We start from the raw sequence: 16,131 nt of genomic DNA on the forward strand, positions 1-16,131 counted from the left end.
CTAACCTCGTTTCCGCAGTATGGACCTCATCTCGCCTAACAGAAAGGGGCCGCGCATGGCGACCCCCTGCTGTAAACGCTTCACCCGCCTGGTCAGTGCGATACAGGAATCGCGCCGGCGCTTCCCCAGACATAGACGGCTGCGAAGAGGAACAGCCAAACGACGTCGACGAAGTGCCAGTACCAGGCCGCGGCTTCAAAGCCGAAGTGCTTTTCAGGCGTGAACTGCCCTATTGCCGCCCGGATCAGGCAGACGATCAGGAAAATGGTCCCGACGATGACGTGGAAGCCGTGGAAGCCCGTCGCCATGAAGAATGTCGCGCCGTAGATATTGCCGGAGAACGCGAAGGCCGCATGGGCATATTCATAGGCCTGGACCATGGTGAAGAGCAGGCCCAGAAGCACGGTGAAGGTGAGGCCCCATTTCAGGCCCTGCCTGTCGTTGTGCAGGAGTGCATGGTGCGCCCAGGTGACCGTCGTGCCGGACGTCAGCAGGATCAGCGTGTTGAGAAGCGGCAGGTGCCAGGGGTCGAACACCTCGATCCCTTCCGGCGGCCAGATCCCGCCCGTCGCTTCAAGCCGTCCGACCTGGATCGGCTCGCTTATGAAGAGCGAGGCGTCGAAGAAAGCCCAGAACCACGCGACGAAGAACATTACCTCCGAGGCGATGAAAAGCAGCATTCCGTAGCGCAGGTGAAGCTGCACGACGGGCGTATGGTCACCCGCCTGCGATTCGTGAATCGTGTCACGCCACCAGCCGAACATCGTATAGAGAACGATTATCAGACCGACGAAAAACAGGCCCCAATGCGCCAGGTTTATGCCGAACAGTTCGAAAGGCACTTCCTGGGCATACTTCATCCAGCCGATCGCGCCGATGGCCATGATGAAGGCGCCGATAGCGCCGATGAACGGCCACGGGCTTGGGTCGACGAGATGGTAGTCGTGGTTCTTGGTATGGGCCATGGGTCTCTTCCCCCGATTGTCCGTGTGGCGGCCGGGCGGCCAGCCGAAGTCAAAGCTTGTTGTTGGATGGTTCCCCGTCCGGCCGCGAGGCGACCGCATCGTCGGTCTCCTCCGCCGGATAGAACGTGTACGAAAGGGTGATCTCCTTCACGTGGCGAAGGGTATCGTCTTCATCGATCGCAGGATCGATGAAGAACACGACAGGCATTTCCACCGATTCACCGGGCTTGAGAGGCTGCTCGGTGAAGCAAAAACAATCTATCTTGTTGAAGTAGGAGCCTGCTTCGAACGGAGTGACGTTGAATACCGAGGTCCCGACAGTATTTCTATCGCCTTCGTTTTCCGCGCTATAGGCGATCTGGGTCGTTTCACCCACTTTGAGCTTGACGGTCCGTTGAAGCGGTTTGAACGTCCACGGCAGCTTCGGGTTCACGTTGGCGTCGAAACGCACGGTGATCTCCCGATCGATGATGCGCTCGGACTCTCCTTCGGCGCGCTGCGTGGTGCCGCCGTAGCCCGTAACCTGGCAGAAGAGCTGATAAAGCGGAACAGCAGCGAACGCCGCGCCCACCATAGACACAAAGACACCGCCCATGACCACGGCTACCGCCAGGTTGCGGCGCCGCAAGCCGCTGCCGCCCGTCTCGCGCTGAGCATTCCCGCTGTCGTGCCGTCTGCTTTCCTCGCTCATGTCAAAGCGGCCTGTTCACAACACCTGGTCCGAGCTTCACGATCGTAACCAGGTAAAAGAGAATAACGAGCGCTCCGATCGCGAGCCCGATCGCGATATTGCGCGCCCGGCGGCGTTTCTTCTGCTCTTCCGTCAGCCGGATTCCATCTTCCGCCATCATGCCAGCCCCGAAACGAATGCCGTCACCAGATGCTCGCCAAGCAGCACGGCAAACAGCAGGAACAGATAGAGGATGGAAAATGAGAACAGCCGGATAGAAGCCCTGCGCGCCGCATCTCCCTCACGCGTCGTCCAGACACGATAGGCAAAGATGATGAACGCGACGCCAAGTGCGACCGACACCGCCCCATATGCGAAACCGGCGAAACCCATCAACCAAGGCAGAACCCCGACGGGAGCCAGCGCGAGAGAGTAGACGAAGATCTGATTTCGAGTGGAATTTTCACCAGCCACCACAGGCATCATGGGCACGTTCGCCGCTTGATAGTCGCCCGATTTGAAGAGCGCAAGCGCCCAGAAATGTGGTGGCGTCCACATGAAGATGATGAGGAAGAGAACCAGCGACTCCAGACTGACGGAGCCCGTGACCGCCGCCCAGCCGACAACCGGGGGAAAAGCGCCTGCCGCCCCACCGATGACGATGTTTTGCGGCGTCGAGCGCTTCAGCCACATCGTGTAGATGACGACGTAAAAGAAGATCGTGAAGGCGAGGAGTGCGGCCGCGAACCAGTTCACCAGCAGCCCGAGAACGAATACCGAAAAGCCGGACAACGTAAGCCCGAAGGCAAGCGCTTCGCTTCCCGTCACGCGGCCCGCCGGGATCGGCCGGTTTCTGGTGCGTGACATCACACTGTCGATATCCGCGTCGTACCACATGTTGAGCGCGCCGGAAGCGCCCGCGCCGATGGCGATGCAGAGCAATGCGGTGGCGGCAAGCACCGGATGTATGCCACCCGGCGCGAGCACGATGCCGACAAGCGCTGTGAAGATGACGAGCGACATCACCCGCGGCTTCAAAAGCGCGAAATAGTCGCTAACCCCGCCGTGTCCGCCGGACCATGCGGTTTCGTCGATCATCTGCCCTTGTGCATCAGCAAGCGACATGCCGTAAAATTTCCCAGTCGTTCGGTTTCCGGTGTCGGGCGGCGAGCGGCGCCGGGATCGCAATGCGTACTCCGGCGCCGCCCGTGTTGTTGCGCAACCGCGGCTTACTTGATGCGCGGGAGCGTTTCGTACTGGTGGAACGGCGGCGGCGAAGGCAGCGTCCATTCCAGCGTCGTCGCACCTTCGCCCCAAGGATTGTCGCCCGCGACCCGCTTCTTGGAGAAAGCCTCGAAAATCCCGTACAGGAAGATCAGGACGCCGAACGCGGAAATGTAGGAGCCGTAGGACGACACGGCGTTCCAGCCCGCGAATGCATCCGGGTAGTCGGCATAGCGGCGTGGCATGCCGGCGAGACCCAGGAAATGCTGCGGGAAGAAGACCAGGTTCACGCCCACGAAGGTGACCCAGAAGTGGATGCGGGCGACCAGCGGATTGTACATATAGCCCGACATTTTCGGGAACCAGTAGTACCAGCCGGCGAAGATGCCGAACACCGCACCCAGCGAGAGCACATAGTGGAAGTGCGCCACCACGTAATAGGTGTCGTGCAGCGCACGGTCGAGGCCGGCGTTGGCAAGCTGCACGCCCGTGACGCCACCGACGGTGAACAGGAAGATGAAGCCGATCGCCCAGAGCATCGGTGTGCGGAACTCGATCGAGCCGCCCCACATCGTCGCGATCCAGGAGAAGATCTTCACACCCGTCGGCACAGCGATCACCATCGTCGCGGCGACGAAATACGCCTGCGTCTTCACGTCGAGGCCGACGGTGAACATGTGGTGCGCCCACACGATGAAGCCGACGACGCCGATCGCGACCATGGCGTAGGCCATGCCCAGGTAGCCGAACACCGGCTTCTTGGAGAAGGTGGAGATGATGTGGCTGACGATGCCGAAGGCCGGCAGGATCAGGATGTACACTTCCGGATGACCGAAGAACCAGAACAGGTGCTGGAACAGGATCGGGTCACCGCCGCCGGCAGGATCGAAGAACGTCGTGCCGAAATTGCGGTCGGTCAGCAGCATGGTGATACCGCCGGCAAGCACCGGCAGCGAGAGGACCAGCAGAAACGCCGTGACCAGCACGGACCAGGCATAAAGCGGCATCTTGTGCAGCGTCATGCCGGGTGCGCGCATATTGAAGATCGTGGTGATGAAGTTGATCGCGCCGAGGATCGACGACGCGCCGGCGATATGCAGCGAAAGGATCGCCAGATCCATCGCCGGGCCGGGCTGACCGGAAGTCGAAAGCGGAGGATAGACCGTCCAGCCGCCGCCCACGCCGTTGCCGCCCGGAGGCCCTTCTACGAACAACGATAGCAGGAGAAGCAGGAAGGCCGGCGGAAGCAGCCAGAACGAGATGTTGTTCATGCGCGGGAACGCCATGTCCGGCGCACCGATCATGAGCGGCACGAAGAAGTTGGCGAAGCCGCCGATAAGCGCCGGCATCACCATGAAGAAGATCATGATCAGGCCGTGGGCCGTCGTGAAGACGTTGAAGACATGCGGATCGGAAAAGATCTGCATTCCCGGCTGCTGCAGTTCCATGCGGATGCCGATGGACAGGATACCGCCGATGATGCCCGCGCAGATCGCGAAGCAAAGGTAAAGGATGCCGATGTCCTTGTGGTTGGTCGAATAGACCCAGCGCACCCATCCCGTCGGATGGTCATGCGCGCCATGCGTATCGGTCGCAGTGGCCATGAATGAACTCCCTGGTTCGATTCCTCGATCGGGCGGCAGAACGGGCCGCCGCCCTCAAATCCCGAATTGCGTCAGCGGTTGGCGACCGTGATGCCGCCGGCGCCCTCGGCCTCGGCGGCCTTCGCCGCCTTGCCATCGGCGATCGCCGCGTAAAGTTGCTTGTTCGCCTGCTCGAGGTCGTCCTGTGCGGCTTCGGCCCAAGCGGCGAACTGCTCTTCCGTGACGACACGAATGGCGATCGGCATGAAGGCGTGGCGGATGCCGCAAAGCTCCGAACACTGTCCATAGTAGATGCCGGTTTTCTCGGCACGGAACCATGTTTCGTTGAGGCGGCCCGGCACCGCATCCACTTTCACGCCGAACGCTGGCATGGCGAAGGAATGCAGAACGTCCGCGGCCGTGACCTGAACGCGTACCGTCTTGTTTACCGGAACCACGACCTCGTTGTCGGTCGCGAGCAGGCGCGGCACGGCGGAAACCTGCACGCCATGCTCTTCCGCGAAAGCCTGGCGGTCCCCGTCTTCCACGAGATAGGCGTCGAACGACAGGCCGTTCATGTTCTCGTCGGTGTACTCGTAACCCCAGTACCACTGATATCCGGTCGCCTTGACCGTCATGTCGTATTCCGGAATCTCGAGCTGCTTGAACAGGAGCCGGAAGGAGGGAACCGCGATCACGACGAGGATGAGGATCGGCACCACCGTCCACACGACCTCCACCAGAGTGTTGTGCGACGTGCGCGACGCCTTCGGATTCGAGCGGTGGTTGAAACGTACGATGCAGGCAATCAGCAGGCCCAGCACCAGAAGCGTAATCAAAGTGATGATCACCAGCGTGAAGCTATTGAACCAGCGGATATCCGCCATGACGCCCGTTGCGGCGGGCTGAAGTCCTGTCTGCCACGGCAACGGCTCCGATGCGGCCGCCTGCCCGGCGAGGCCCGCGATGCCGGCAGCCCCCGCAATGAGACGTTTGACCAGTTTCGTCACGTCTACGCTCCCTTCCTGACCCATCGGCCCGACCGGCCTGGTCTGTCGTTCGAATTTGCCACGCCGGATATCGGCCTCCGCCCTGCCCGGGACCGTCTGATCGGACCGTTCGGCGTGGCCGCAATTTCGCCGCAGTATATTACCCACTCCGGCTGATACCGCACGACCTTGAGCTTGCACAGCGGCGAAACGCCGCATCCGATGCTTGACCAAGGTCATTTTCGCGCCTGAAAAACCACAAGCCACGAAGAACCGCAACGGTCTATTCGACGCGACGGCCGAAATTCATGTTCATTACGTCCTTTGGACGGAATTCTTGCAAAAGACAAGGATAAGCGAGTGCGAGCGGCGTGGCCACCTTGCGTTTTCGCTGCGGGATGCCCTTTCTACCTCCCGGTCAGCGCCGGAAAGTGCGAATTCGCCTTGAAATAGGCGCTGCGAAGGTCGAAAAAGGCGCATCGATAGTGCACGCTGCCGAATCAAGGGGCGATTAGAGTTACGAACGGCCGAGTGCGAATCCGCCGGTTTGCACGCGCCGGATGCTTCCACAACGGAGAAGAGCCTGTGCCCTCCAGAAATTCAAGCCCGGTCAAAGCACCGAAAGGCCGTATCCCGTTAGTCCGCGTTATCGCGAGCGGCCTCGTCGCGCTCTCCGCAATCGTAGGCACGGCCAAGCTTCCCGCCCACGCGCAGGGCGAAGTTCGCGCTGTCCACGGCGATTGGCAGATGCGGTGCGACACGCCCCCCGGCTCCCAGGGCGAGCAATGCGCGCTGATCCAGAACGTGACGGCGGAGGACCGGGAGAATGTCGGCCTGTCCGTTATCGTGTTGAAGACGGCGGATCAGGAGACCCATATCCTGCGGGTTCTTGCACCGCTCGGCGTCCTGCTTCCCTCCGGCCTCGGACTTCGCGTTGACGATGCGGACATTGGACGGGCAGGCTTCGTGCGCTGCCTGCCGACAGGCTGTATTGCGGAGGTGATCCTGCAAAAGGACCTTGTTGCGAAACTTGAAGGCGGCGACCTTGCCACATTCATCATCTTTCAGACGCCCGAGGAAGGGATCGGCATCCCGATTTCGCTGAAAGGCTTCAAGGATGGCTTTGCCGCCCTGCCCTGAGGCCTTGTCGCCTCCGGGTGCGCAGGAAGGCCGCCGGCACCACCCGCCAGGCGGCCTTTTCAATGCCTGAACCGCTTCGTCCACCACGTTCGGGTGGGCAATGCCACCCAACGCCCCTATCTTCAAATGCGTCCACCTGGATGACTTGCGCCGATGGAATGTAAAACAAAGGCGCCTCCTTGCGAGAGAAGTGAAATGAGCGATTCCGTCCACGACATCCTTGAAAAAAGCGGCCTCAAGGAAGAGACCGCACGTTCGATCACCGCCAATGCGCTCGAAGGTGCGGACGACGGCGAGCTTTTCCTGGAGTACAAGCAGTCGGAGAGCCTCGTTTTCGACAATGGCCGGCTCAAGGCCGCCAATTTCGATACCAGCCAGGGCTTCGGCCTTCGCGCGGTCAAGGGCGAGGCGGCCGGCTATGCTCATTCCGGCGATATTTCCGAAGCCGCCCTCAAACGCGCGGCGGAAGCCGTTTCGGCGGTTTCTTCCGGCCACAGCGGCAGCTACGCCGCAGCGCCGCAGCGCACGAACGCCCGTCTCTACAGCGATGAAAACCCCCTTGGCTCTCCCGCTTTCGAGGAAAAGCTGCGCCTGCTTCAGGAAGTCGACGCCTATGCCCGGGCGCGTGATGCGAGGGTGCGCCAGGTCAGCGTATCCCTTGCCGGAAGCTGGCAGGTCGTAGACATCCTGCGCGCCGACGGACACCGCGTGCGCGACATCCGTCCCCTCGTCCGTTTCAATGTCTCCGTCGTCGCCGGTGACGGCGACCGGCAGGAATCGGGCTCTTACGGCTTCGGCGGCCGTGCGGGCTATGGCGAATTCATCGCCACCGGTCGCTGGCAGGCCGCGGTGGACGAAGCGCTGCGACAGGCGCTGGTCAATCTGGAAGCGATACCGGCTCCCGCTGGCGCATTCGATGTCGTTCTGGGGGCGGGCTGGCCCGGCATTCTCTTGCATGAGGCGGTCGGCCATGGCCTTGAGGGTGATTTCAACCGCAAGAAAACGTCCGCATTCGCGGGGCTGATGGGCGAGCGCGTGGCTTCCAGGGGCGTCACCATCGTCGATGACGGCACCATCGAGGATCGGCGCGGGTCGCTTACCATCGACGATGAGGGAACGCCGACGAACCGCACGGTTCTCATCGAGGACGGCATCCTGACCGGCTACATGCAGGACAGGCAGAACGCGCGCCTGATGGGCATGAAGCCAACCGGGAACGGACGCAGACAATCCTTCGCGCATATTCCGATGCCGCGAATGACGAACACCATCATGCTTGCAGGCGAGCATGGACCCGATGAGATTCTGGCGAGCGTGAAAGACGGCATCTACGCCGTCTCCTTCGGCGGCGGCCAGGTGGATATTACCTCCGGCAAGTTCGTCTTCTCCTGCACGGAAGCCTACAGGATAGAAAACGGCAAGGTCGGCGCGCCGATCAAGGGAGCAATGCTTATCGGCAACGGGCCGGATGCGCTAACCCGCGTGGAAATGATCGGCAACGACATGAAGCTCGATCCTGGCATCGGCACCTGCGGCAAGCAAGGTCAGGGCGTCCCCGTCGGCGTCGGCCAGCCGACGCTGCGCATCAACGCCATGACTATTGGCGGCACTGCGCTTTAAGGGATAGTGGCGATGGCTTCGCAGATCGCCTTCGTCATCTTCGATATGGCTGGCGTTCTCTATGATTGGGATACGCAGGTCAGGCTCGAGGCCCTTGCCCGCCTGACGGGCCGTCCGGCTAGCGAAATCGACGGTATCTTGTACCACTCCGACTTCGAGGAACGGGCGGAAGCCGGCGATCCCGACAATGGCGACGCTTATCTCGCCGAGATGAGCCGCCTCCTTGATCATGAGATCGACCGGGACGCATGGACCGGCATACTCAAGGCCATGATGCGCCCCAAGCCGCAAATTCTTGCGATCGCCAGCGAAGTCGTTGAATTGGTCGACACGATCCTCCTTACCAACAACGGCATCATGCTGAAGGAAGCCTTTCCGGTTTGCGCGCCCGAAGCCTTCGATATCTTCGGCGAGAACGCGCATGTTTCGGCGGAGTTCGGCGCGCGCAAACCGACGCCGGAGCTTTACGCACGTGTCTGCGAGCGATACGGACACGACCCTCGCGAAACGCTTTTCATCGACGACAGCGAGAAGAACGTGAAAAGCGCCGAAGATGCCGGCATGCATGCGCATCTCTTCAGGGATGCTGCCGCGTTGAGGGTAACGCTCAAGGACCACGGCATCTTGTAGAGTTCGAGGAAAACGCGCCTGAGGGCTTGCGCCCTTTCCCTTGATCCGGTCATGGATTACATCTTGGTTCGAATTCATATGACAATACCCGGAGGCGCCCGATGGCGAATGTCGCCGAGTACCGGCGTGAACTGGCCGCGGTTCTGCGGCTTGCCGCCCACTTCGACCTGAACGAAGGCATCTGCAACCATTTCTCCGTCGCGATACCCGGCGGCGAGGAACGCTATCTGATCAATCCGTACGGCATTCACTGGTCGCAGATGCAACCTGAAGATCTCATGCTGATCGACGGCGAGGGAACGGTGCTTGAAGGCGAAGGCGAAGTGGAGGCCACGGCCCGCAACATCCATATCGCAAGCCACCGCGCCAACCCGCGCCACCTTTGCATCCTGCACACGCATATGCCCTATGCCACGGCCCTCACGATGCTGGACAACGGCCGCCTGGAAATGGCACATCAGACCGCTTGCCGGTATTTCGCACGCATAGCCTATGACGACCAGTTCGGGGGCATCGCGCTCGATGAGGAAGAAGGACAACGCATCGCCGAACAGGCCAAGCAGGACCCGAATGCGGATATCATCTTCCTCGCCAATCACGGTGTGGTGGTCGGCGGCCCGAGCGTCGCCCACGCTTTCGACGACCTCTATTATCTTGAGCGCGCCGCCCGCCAGCAGGTTCTGGCCCAATCGACGGGCAAGTCGCTCAAGATCATTCCCGACGACGTCGTGCGCGAGACCTCGCGCCAGTTCATGCAGGTTTTCGAAGTGCAGGCGATCGCCCATTTCAACGCGATGCGGCGTGTAATCGGCCTTTGACGGAAACAGGACGACCGAAACTGCCATCGTTTGCATTACACTTCACTTCGCCTTTCCGGTTCAGCACCCGGATGCGGCCGGTGGAGCCTCCGCGGCGTTCAGGCTAAGCTTGGCGGAGAAGCAGTTAACAGGCTCAGAGGTTGAATTGGCCACGGAATCGGCACCTCCCTTCTTCGGCGAAGCGATTCTCATCCTGGCCGCCGCCGTTGTCGCCGTACCGCTTGCCAAGCGGCTCGGCCTTGGCTCCGTCGTCGGTTTTCTTGCCGCCGGCATCGCGATCGGCCCCTTCGTGCTCGATCTCATCAGCGATCCGCAGGAAATCCTGCATGTCGCCGAACTCGGTGTCGTCCTGCTGCTTTTTGTCATCGGGCTTGAGCTTGAGCCCGCGCGCCTGTGGCGCATGAAGGGCGATATTTTCGGCCTCGGCACATGTCAGGTGCTGGCGAGCGGGGCTGTACTGACCGGTATCCTGCTTATGGCGGGCTATTCCCGCAGCCCGGCGATAATCGCAGGCTTCGGCCTCGCCCTTTCCTCCACCGCATTCGCGCTGCAGATTCTGCAAGAGCGCGGGCAACTGTCGACAGCCTATGGCCAACGCTCTTTCGGCATCCTGCTCCTGCAGGACATGGCGATCGTTCCGCTCCTGGCGCTGATTCCGATCCTTGCACCGTCTATCGGGCCGTCGTCGACGAACGAGGTCCTCCGTCAGCTTGGCACCACGATTGCCGCCGTCGCGGCGGTGATCGTTGCAGGGCGTTACCTGCTTACGCCCTTCTTTTCGTTTCTCGCCGCCTCCCGGGCGAGAGAAGTCATGCTGACGGCGGCCCTTCTCGTTGCCCTGGGAAGTGCCGGCATCATGCATGCCGCCGGCCTGTCGATGGCGCTTGGCGCGTTCCTGGCGGGCGTCATGCTGGCTGAATCCAGCTTCCGCCACACGCTCGAGGCGGATATCGAGCCTTTCCGCTCGCTCCTCATGGGGCTTTTCTTCATCGCCATAGGCATGGCGCTCGACCTTCGCCTCGTTGCGGAAAACTGGCTGCTGGTCGGGTTCGGCGTCATTCTCGTCATGGCCGTGAAAGGCGTGCTCTTGTGGGTGCTGGCGCGTATTTTCGGCTCCTCCAATTCCGATGCTCTCAAGATCGCCGTTACCCTCCCGCAGGGCGGCGAATTTGCTTTCGTGCTCTTCACGGCGGCGATTTCGGCCGAGGTCCTCGCCCAATCTTCGGCAATGTTGCTGATTTCGGTCGTGATCCTGACGATGCTTCTCACCCCGCTTGCCTGCGCCGGCCACGACATGATTGCCGCCCGGCTGCAAAAACGCGGGGTGGAGACGGATTTCATCGAGGAGTTCAGCGCGGCGAACCCGACTGTGCTTGTCGTCGGCTTCGGGCGCTTCGGCATGGTGGTGGCGCAGATGCTGACTTCCGAGGACATCACGATCACGGCGATCGACATGAAGCCGGAACGCATCGCCTATGCCCGCAAGCTCGGCTACAAGGTGTTTTACGGCGATGCGACGCGCCCCGACGTCCTCGCGGCCGCCGGGGGCGAGGATGCAGTCCTGATCGCGCTATGCATCGAAAACGACCAGGTCATGGCGAAAGCGATCGAACTCATTCGTGCCCGCTTTCCCGACGCCAAGCTCTTTTGCCGCGCGACGGATCGCGCTCACGCACTCGACCTCAAGCGTATGGGCGTCGACTACCAGATCCGCGAGACCTTCGAATCAGGCGTTGCCTTCAGCCGTGCCGCTCTTGAAGAACTCGGGATCGACCATGACCGCATACTGGAGATCGAAGCGGACGTGCGCCGGCGCGACGAGGAACGGCTGGAACTGCAGATGCGCGAAGGCATGTTCGCCGGCTCCGACAAGCTGCACCAGGTCACTCCCCGCTCACGCGGCACGACAACGGGTAATCAGCGCGAAGCAGGCGAATAGCCCCCCTCAGTGGCTGTGGCCATGTTCCGGCACAGCGACGTCGGCAGTGTTGCCGCCCGTTCTCCACTCCTCGAATGCCTGCCGCAGGATCGAGACGGAAGACCAGAGGAAAAGCCCCGCCATCAAACCCGCCACCAACACGTCCGGCCAGCCGGTCTGCGTCGCAAAGACGCCGCCTGCCGCAGCGACAACGACGACATTGCCTATCGCGTCGTTGCGGCTGCAAAGCCAGACGGAGCGCACGTTCGCATCTCCATCCCGGTACCTGAGCAGGATCAGCACGCTTGCGAGGTTGGCGGCAAGCGCCAGCATTCCGATGCTGCCCATGATGGGGGCGCTGGGAAAACCGAGGCAGAAGACCCGCCATATCGTCGCGCCGAAGACGAACGCGGCCATCAGGCTCAAGGAAATCCCTTTCGCGATCGCCGCGGTCGAGCGAACACGTATCGACTTTCCGATCACGGCAAGGCTGATCGCATAGGTCATCGTATCGCCCAGAAAATCGAGCGAGTCGGCCTGCAGCGCCTGCGACCCCGCCGCCGCACTACCGGCAAGCTCGGTGACGAACATGGCGCCGTTAATGGCGATCACGGCAAGCAACGCGCGCTTGTAAGCGCGGCTCACACCGTCAAAACGAACGTCGGAAGAGCAGCAATGGCCTGACATGAAAGGCGGTTTACTCCTGAAGCCTTGAAATCCGGTTTCCACGACCCTATTCCCTATAGTGGTTGTAGGTTCAAGGATGAATTTCGTGATCGATAATCTCGTCGGTATCGGCATTCTCGCCCGGGAAACGGGGACGAGCGTACAGACCGTGCGTTATTACGAAAGCCGGGGATTGCTCCCCGCCCCGCCGCGCACGGAAGGTGGGCAACGCCGCTATGGCAGGCTTCACCGCGACCGCCTGGCGTTTATCCGCCATGCACGGGAAATGGGCTTTGCGCTCGACGCGATCGGCGAACTCCTGCGCCTGTCGAAAGAGGAAGACGCTTCCTGCGGCCCGGTGGACCGGATCGCCCGTGAGCAGCTTCAGCTTGTCGACCGACGGATCGAGCAGCTTTGCGCCTTGCGCGAAACGCTCTCTCGTATGATAGACCGCTGCGATGGAGAGAGCGTCACGTCCTGCCGCATCCTCGAGGCGCTCGGGCCGTCGCAGAACCTCCCGGCATCGGGAAAAGACGGCGGGACGGGCGCGTAAGCTGGTAATTCCTGCGCCGAAGCGTTATCTACCGGATAGTTGTTTCAAATCGGCTGGCGCAGAAGATGAACCGTTTCGAAAAGCCCCGAATGCCAAGCGAGGCCCGCATTCGCTATCTGGATGGCGATTTTCAGATCGAATCGCCCGGTACTTTCGTGCGATGCGCCGTAACCGGTCAGGCCATTCCGATTGACGAACTGAAATACTGGAGCGTTTCGCGCCAGGAAGCCTATGTGGATGCGGCCTCGGCCCTCAAGCGCTACCAGGAGTGCCACCGGAACGCCTGAACCCTGGCCGCGAGGTGTTCAGAGTTTTTCGACGCGCGGCCTCTTCTATACGCTCACACAACCTGTCGGCTTCCTCAATCCGCATTTCAACATTGAGGACCCGCGCACGGCCTGCGAGCCAACGCGCAAATTCGCCATCAAGCGACTGGATCCGCGCCATGTCCTTGGCGGTCGTCACAAGCAGCAGTCCCTTGTCGTCCGCCTCTGTCAGCAGCGCTTCGGCCTCGGCATGAGAATAGGGGTGATGGTCGGGAAACGGCTTTTCGACAGCGATTTCCGCACCGAGTGCGCGAAGGCTTTCGAAAAACTTTCGCGGCCGCCCAATTCCGGCGAAGGCGAGAACCCGCGCGCCTTCCAACTCCGGGTCGGGCTTCGTTTCAAGGCGCGCATGAAAGAGCGGCAATCCCTTGCGTGAAGCAAGGCGCACCGCAGGTTTCGCGGCTTCCCCCTCGCCAATCACCGCAAGCGCGGATGCAGCCACGATCTGCCGGCGCAATGGCGCACGCAGCGGTCCGGCGGGCAAGCAGAAACCATTGCCGGTGCCTGTTGCCGCATCGACAAGCACGATCGAAAAATCCTTTCGAAGGCTCGGGTTCTGAAATCCGTCGTCCATGATGACGATGTCGCCATGGCTTGCGGCGAACGCGGCGCCCGCAAGCCTGTCGCGGGAGACGACAGTCGGTCCCTGCTTCGCCAGAAGCAGGGCTTCGTCGCCAACATCCAGGGCGGAATGGATCCTCCTGTCGACAAGAACCGGCCCCTTGAATCTGCCTCCATAGCCGCGCAGCAAGAAAACGGGGGAATATCCATGGCCCGCCAGTTCTGCCGCCAATGCGAGGCTGAAGGGCGTCTTGCCGGCGCCGCCTGCCACGAAATTGCCGACACAGACGACCGGGACGGGCACCGAGCCGCCGGAACGCTTCAGCATTCGTCGCGCCGTTATCGCCCCGTAGATCGCGCCGAAAGGCCAAAGCAACAAGGCTTTCCAGTCCGGCCGGGGGCGCCACCAGAACGAAGGCGCCTTACTGAGCCCCCTCATCATCGGTGCTCGGCCTCGGTTCGCCTCAGAAAAGGCCGCAGGGCCTCTAGGGTGCGTTTCACAGCGCCCTTGCCCTCAAGGGCGACGCGCTCGGCAGCCGCGCCCCGTTTGCTGGCGTCTTCGGGTTCGTGGATCAGATGAGAGACTTCGCGCGCAAGTTCGTCAGGCCCGTTCACGACCACTGCCCCTCTTTCGGCAATCAGCCGATCATACACGTCCTTCTGGTCGGGGAAACTCGGGCCGGTGAGGATGGCCGCGCCGCATTGCGCCGGTTCCAGCGGATTGTGGCCGCCGAGCGGCATAAGTGAAGCGCCCATGAAGACCACTGGCGCAAGACGGTAGAAAAGTCCCATCTCACCGATGGTATCCGCCAGATAGATGTCCGTATCGCCCGACAAGGGTTCGTTTCGGCTGCGCTGTGCCACGGCAAGACCGGCCTCTTCGATAATCGAGCGGACAGCATCACCACGCGCGGGATGGCGCGGGGCGATAAGCGTCAGGAGCCTCGTATGGTCGACCGCTATCATCTTGTGGGCCGCGATCACCTGCTCCTCTTCGCCCGGATGCGTGCTTGCGGCGAACCAGACCGGCCGCCCGCCGATCGCGGCCTTGAAGCCTTCGAGCGCTTGCGGATCGGCCTCGGGCAGCGAGCCGTCGAACTTGAGATTGCCTGCAATTTCGACATTGTTCACGCCAACCCGCCTGTAGTTCCCGGCATCTTCTTCGGACCGCGCGAGGCATAGATCCACTCCGGCAAACAGATGCCGTGCCAATCGCGGTACCTTGAGCCAGCCCGCGGCCGATTTCGGCGACATGCGGCCATTGGCGATGACGAAAGGAATGCCTTTCCTTTCGAGACATCGAATGGTGGCGGGCCAGATTTCGGATTCGACCACGACGGCGAGTTCCGGGCGCCAATGATTCAGGAACCGCTCGATACCGGGCCGCGCGTCATAGGGCACGAACTGATGGACAGCGCCAGGCGGCAGCCGATCCCTTACCGCTTCCGCCGAGGTGATCGTGCCCGTTGTCAGGACCACCGCATGGCCCAGTTCCACAAGACCGCGGACGACCGGAAGAATGGCGTTCGTCTCGCCAACGCTTGCCGCATGCACCCATACGAGGCTCCCTTCCGGGCGGGCATGACTGGCGATGCCGAAACGTTCATCGCGCCTTCCCGGGTCTTCCTTGCCCTGCGCGACCCTGCGCCCGTGCAGAAAGGAAAGCAGCGGGCCGACAAGGCGGCCAAACCCTTCATAAATCGCGAAAGGGATGTCTTCAGGCGCGGTCCGGCGCTTGGAGGCTTGCGATGGACGCCCGCCCGCCATCACCGTTTCACCAGTTCGTAGGCCCTTGCGGTCGTGCGGTTCAAATCCTCTTCGACTTCGCTACGTGCGCGCTCCAGCGCTTCGTCGTCATCCTCTCGTCCGACGTGGATCATGTCGCCGATGGCAAGCGCCGCCCGGCTGAACGGCAGGTTGATGGAGGCCTTGTCCCAGGAATTCAGGTCGATATGCCGGCTGGTGGCGATTGCCATGGGAACGATCGGTCGGCCGGAATGCTTCGCGAGCTGGACAATGCCTTGGCCCGCGACGCGCGCCGGGCCTTTCGGCACATCCGCGGTCAGGGCAACGCTGCCGCCTTCCCTGAGCGCCCGCATCGCTTCTATGAAGCCGCGCATGCCGCCGCGCTTCTTCACCTGATGGGCCTTTTGCGCACCCGACGCCCTGATAAGGCCGAGGCCGAGGCGGCGGGCAGCAATCGCATTGATTTCTCCGTCGGCGGACCGCGAGATCATCACCCGCACGTCCCAGCCGTCCGGCCGCGCGAAAGGCATCATGAAATGTTGCCCGTGCCACATGGCTACGATCACCGGCAGGTCCGGCAGGACCTTTTCATAGAAATCCGGCGGATCGATCTGAAAGCTGCTCGTCTTGCGAACCGCAAGAAGATAATTGGCGAGCGCGGCACCCACGACATTCTGCACGAACGGAGAGGAGCCGAATTTTTTCAGCATGCCGACGGATCC

Annotated in this window: 17 protein-coding genes; 7 read left to right on the forward strand and 10 right to left on the reverse strand. The window is 61.8% G+C overall.

Going from position 1 to position 16,131, the window contains the following annotated elements; all coding sequences use genetic code 11:
* Window positions 1-92: 92 nt before the first annotated feature.
* The 6 genes from GR183_RS14440 to coxB form a co-directional block, all read right to left on the reverse strand.
* Window positions 93-965 (reverse strand): cytochrome c oxidase subunit 3, encoded by an 873-nt coding sequence (locus GR183_RS14440; protein WP_160776370.1) that lies wholly within the window; start codon window positions 963-965, stop codon window positions 93-95.
* A 49-nt stretch (window positions 966-1,014) separates the two neighbouring features.
* On the reverse strand, window positions 1,015-1,656 hold the full coding sequence (locus tag GR183_RS14445; RefSeq protein WP_160776371.1) for a cytochrome c oxidase assembly protein: 642 nt from the start codon (window positions 1,654-1,656) through the stop codon (window positions 1,015-1,017).
* Between the two features lies 1 nt (window position 1,657).
* The gene (locus GR183_RS21690) at window positions 1,658-1,816 is read right to left on the reverse strand and encodes a cytochrome c oxidase system small membrane protein (protein WP_512700726.1); all 159 of its coding nucleotides are present in this window, start codon (window positions 1,814-1,816) and stop codon (window positions 1,658-1,660) included.
* Window positions 1,813-2,760 carry a heme o synthase gene (locus GR183_RS14450; protein WP_160776372.1) on the reverse strand — a complete coding sequence of 316 codons (948 nt, stop codon included), beginning with the start codon at window positions 2,758-2,760 and terminating at the stop codon, window positions 1,813-1,815. Before GR183_RS14450 ends, GR183_RS21690 begins: the two co-directional genes overlap by 4 nt.
* 104 nt (window positions 2,761-2,864) lie before the next feature.
* Window positions 2,865-4,463 carry a cytochrome c oxidase subunit I gene (ctaD, locus tag GR183_RS14455; RefSeq protein WP_160776373.1) on the reverse strand — a complete coding sequence of 533 codons (1,599 nt, stop codon included), beginning with the start codon at window positions 4,461-4,463 and terminating at the stop codon, window positions 2,865-2,867.
* Between the two features lie 71 nt (window positions 4,464-4,534).
* Window positions 4,535-5,476, reverse strand: coding sequence for a cytochrome c oxidase subunit II (coxB, locus tag GR183_RS14460; protein ID WP_160776374.1), 942 nt, complete (start codon window positions 5,474-5,476; stop codon window positions 4,535-4,537).
* A gap of 603 nt (window positions 5,477-6,079) precedes the next feature.
* Between coxB and GR183_RS14465 the strand changes: the two genes are divergently transcribed.
* The 5 genes from GR183_RS14465 (at window position 6,080) to GR183_RS14485 (ending at window position 11,578) form a co-directional block, all read left to right on the forward strand.
* Window positions 6,080-6,571, forward strand: coding sequence for an invasion associated locus B family protein (locus GR183_RS14465; RefSeq protein WP_312846842.1), 492 nt, complete (start codon window positions 6,080-6,082; stop codon window positions 6,569-6,571).
* A 195-nt stretch (window positions 6,572-6,766) separates the two neighbouring features.
* Window positions 6,767-8,191: a metalloprotease TldD gene (tldD, locus tag GR183_RS14470; RefSeq protein WP_160776376.1), complete on the forward strand. Its 1,425-nt coding sequence runs from the start codon at window positions 6,767-6,769 to the stop codon at window positions 8,189-8,191.
* Between the two features lie 12 nt (window positions 8,192-8,203).
* Entirely contained in the window at window positions 8,204-8,821 is a 618-nt protein-coding gene (locus tag GR183_RS14475) for an HAD-IA family hydrolase (RefSeq protein ID WP_160776377.1), read from the forward strand.
* Between the two features lie 101 nt (window positions 8,822-8,922).
* Window positions 8,923-9,639: an aldolase gene (locus GR183_RS14480; RefSeq protein ID WP_160776378.1), complete on the forward strand. Its 717-nt coding sequence runs from the start codon at window positions 8,923-8,925 to the stop codon at window positions 9,637-9,639.
* 145 nt (window positions 9,640-9,784) lie between these two features.
* Window positions 9,785-11,578, forward strand: coding sequence for a monovalent cation:proton antiporter-2 (CPA2) family protein (locus GR183_RS14485; RefSeq protein ID WP_160776379.1), 1,794 nt, complete (start codon window positions 9,785-9,787; stop codon window positions 11,576-11,578).
* 6 nt (window positions 11,579-11,584) lie between these two features.
* Here the strand turns inward: GR183_RS14485 and GR183_RS14490 are convergent, their stop codons facing one another.
* Window positions 11,585-12,244: a cation efflux transmembrane domain-containing protein gene (locus tag GR183_RS14490; protein WP_160776380.1), complete on the reverse strand. Its 660-nt coding sequence runs from the start codon at window positions 12,242-12,244 to the stop codon at window positions 11,585-11,587.
* An 85-nt stretch (window positions 12,245-12,329) separates the two neighbouring features.
* Here GR183_RS14490 and GR183_RS14495 point away from each other — a divergent pair, with 85 nt between their 5' ends.
* Complete coding sequence (locus tag GR183_RS14495) at window positions 12,330-12,776, forward strand: MerR family transcriptional regulator (RefSeq protein ID WP_312846833.1); 447 nt, start codon at window positions 12,330-12,332, stop codon at window positions 12,774-12,776.
* 65 nt (window positions 12,777-12,841) lie between these two features.
* A complete protein-coding gene (locus GR183_RS14500; RefSeq protein ID WP_160776382.1) occupies window positions 12,842-13,063 on the forward strand; it encodes a DUF2093 domain-containing protein in 222 nt (73 codons plus the stop codon).
* Here the strand turns inward: GR183_RS14500 and lpxK are convergent.
* Genes lpxK through GR183_RS14515 form a run of 3 tightly spaced genes read right to left on the reverse strand, consistent with a single transcriptional unit; the run spans window position 13,029 to window position 16,119 of the window.
* Entirely contained in the window at window positions 13,029-14,102 is a 1,074-nt protein-coding gene (gene lpxK, locus GR183_RS14505; protein ID WP_160776383.1) for a tetraacyldisaccharide 4'-kinase, read from the reverse strand. The two genes, GR183_RS14500 and lpxK, sit on opposite strands and share 35 nt — an antisense overlap.
* A complete protein-coding gene (locus GR183_RS14510) occupies window positions 14,102-15,430 on the reverse strand; it encodes a 3-deoxy-D-manno-octulosonic acid transferase (protein WP_160776384.1) in 1,329 nt (442 codons plus the stop codon). The genes lpxK and GR183_RS14510 overlap by 1 nt, the downstream gene beginning before the upstream one ends.
* The gene (locus GR183_RS14515; protein WP_160776385.1) at window positions 15,430-16,119 is read right to left on the reverse strand and encodes a lysophospholipid acyltransferase family protein; all 690 of its coding nucleotides are present in this window, start codon (window positions 16,117-16,119) and stop codon (window positions 15,430-15,432) included. Before GR183_RS14515 ends, GR183_RS14510 begins: the two co-directional genes overlap by 1 nt.
* Window positions 16,120-16,131: the final 12 nt, after the last annotated feature.

This window comes from Stappia sediminis, assembly GCF_009826895.1.
Taxonomy (GTDB): Bacteria; Pseudomonadota; Alphaproteobacteria; order Rhizobiales; family Stappiaceae; genus Hongsoonwoonella; species Hongsoonwoonella sediminis.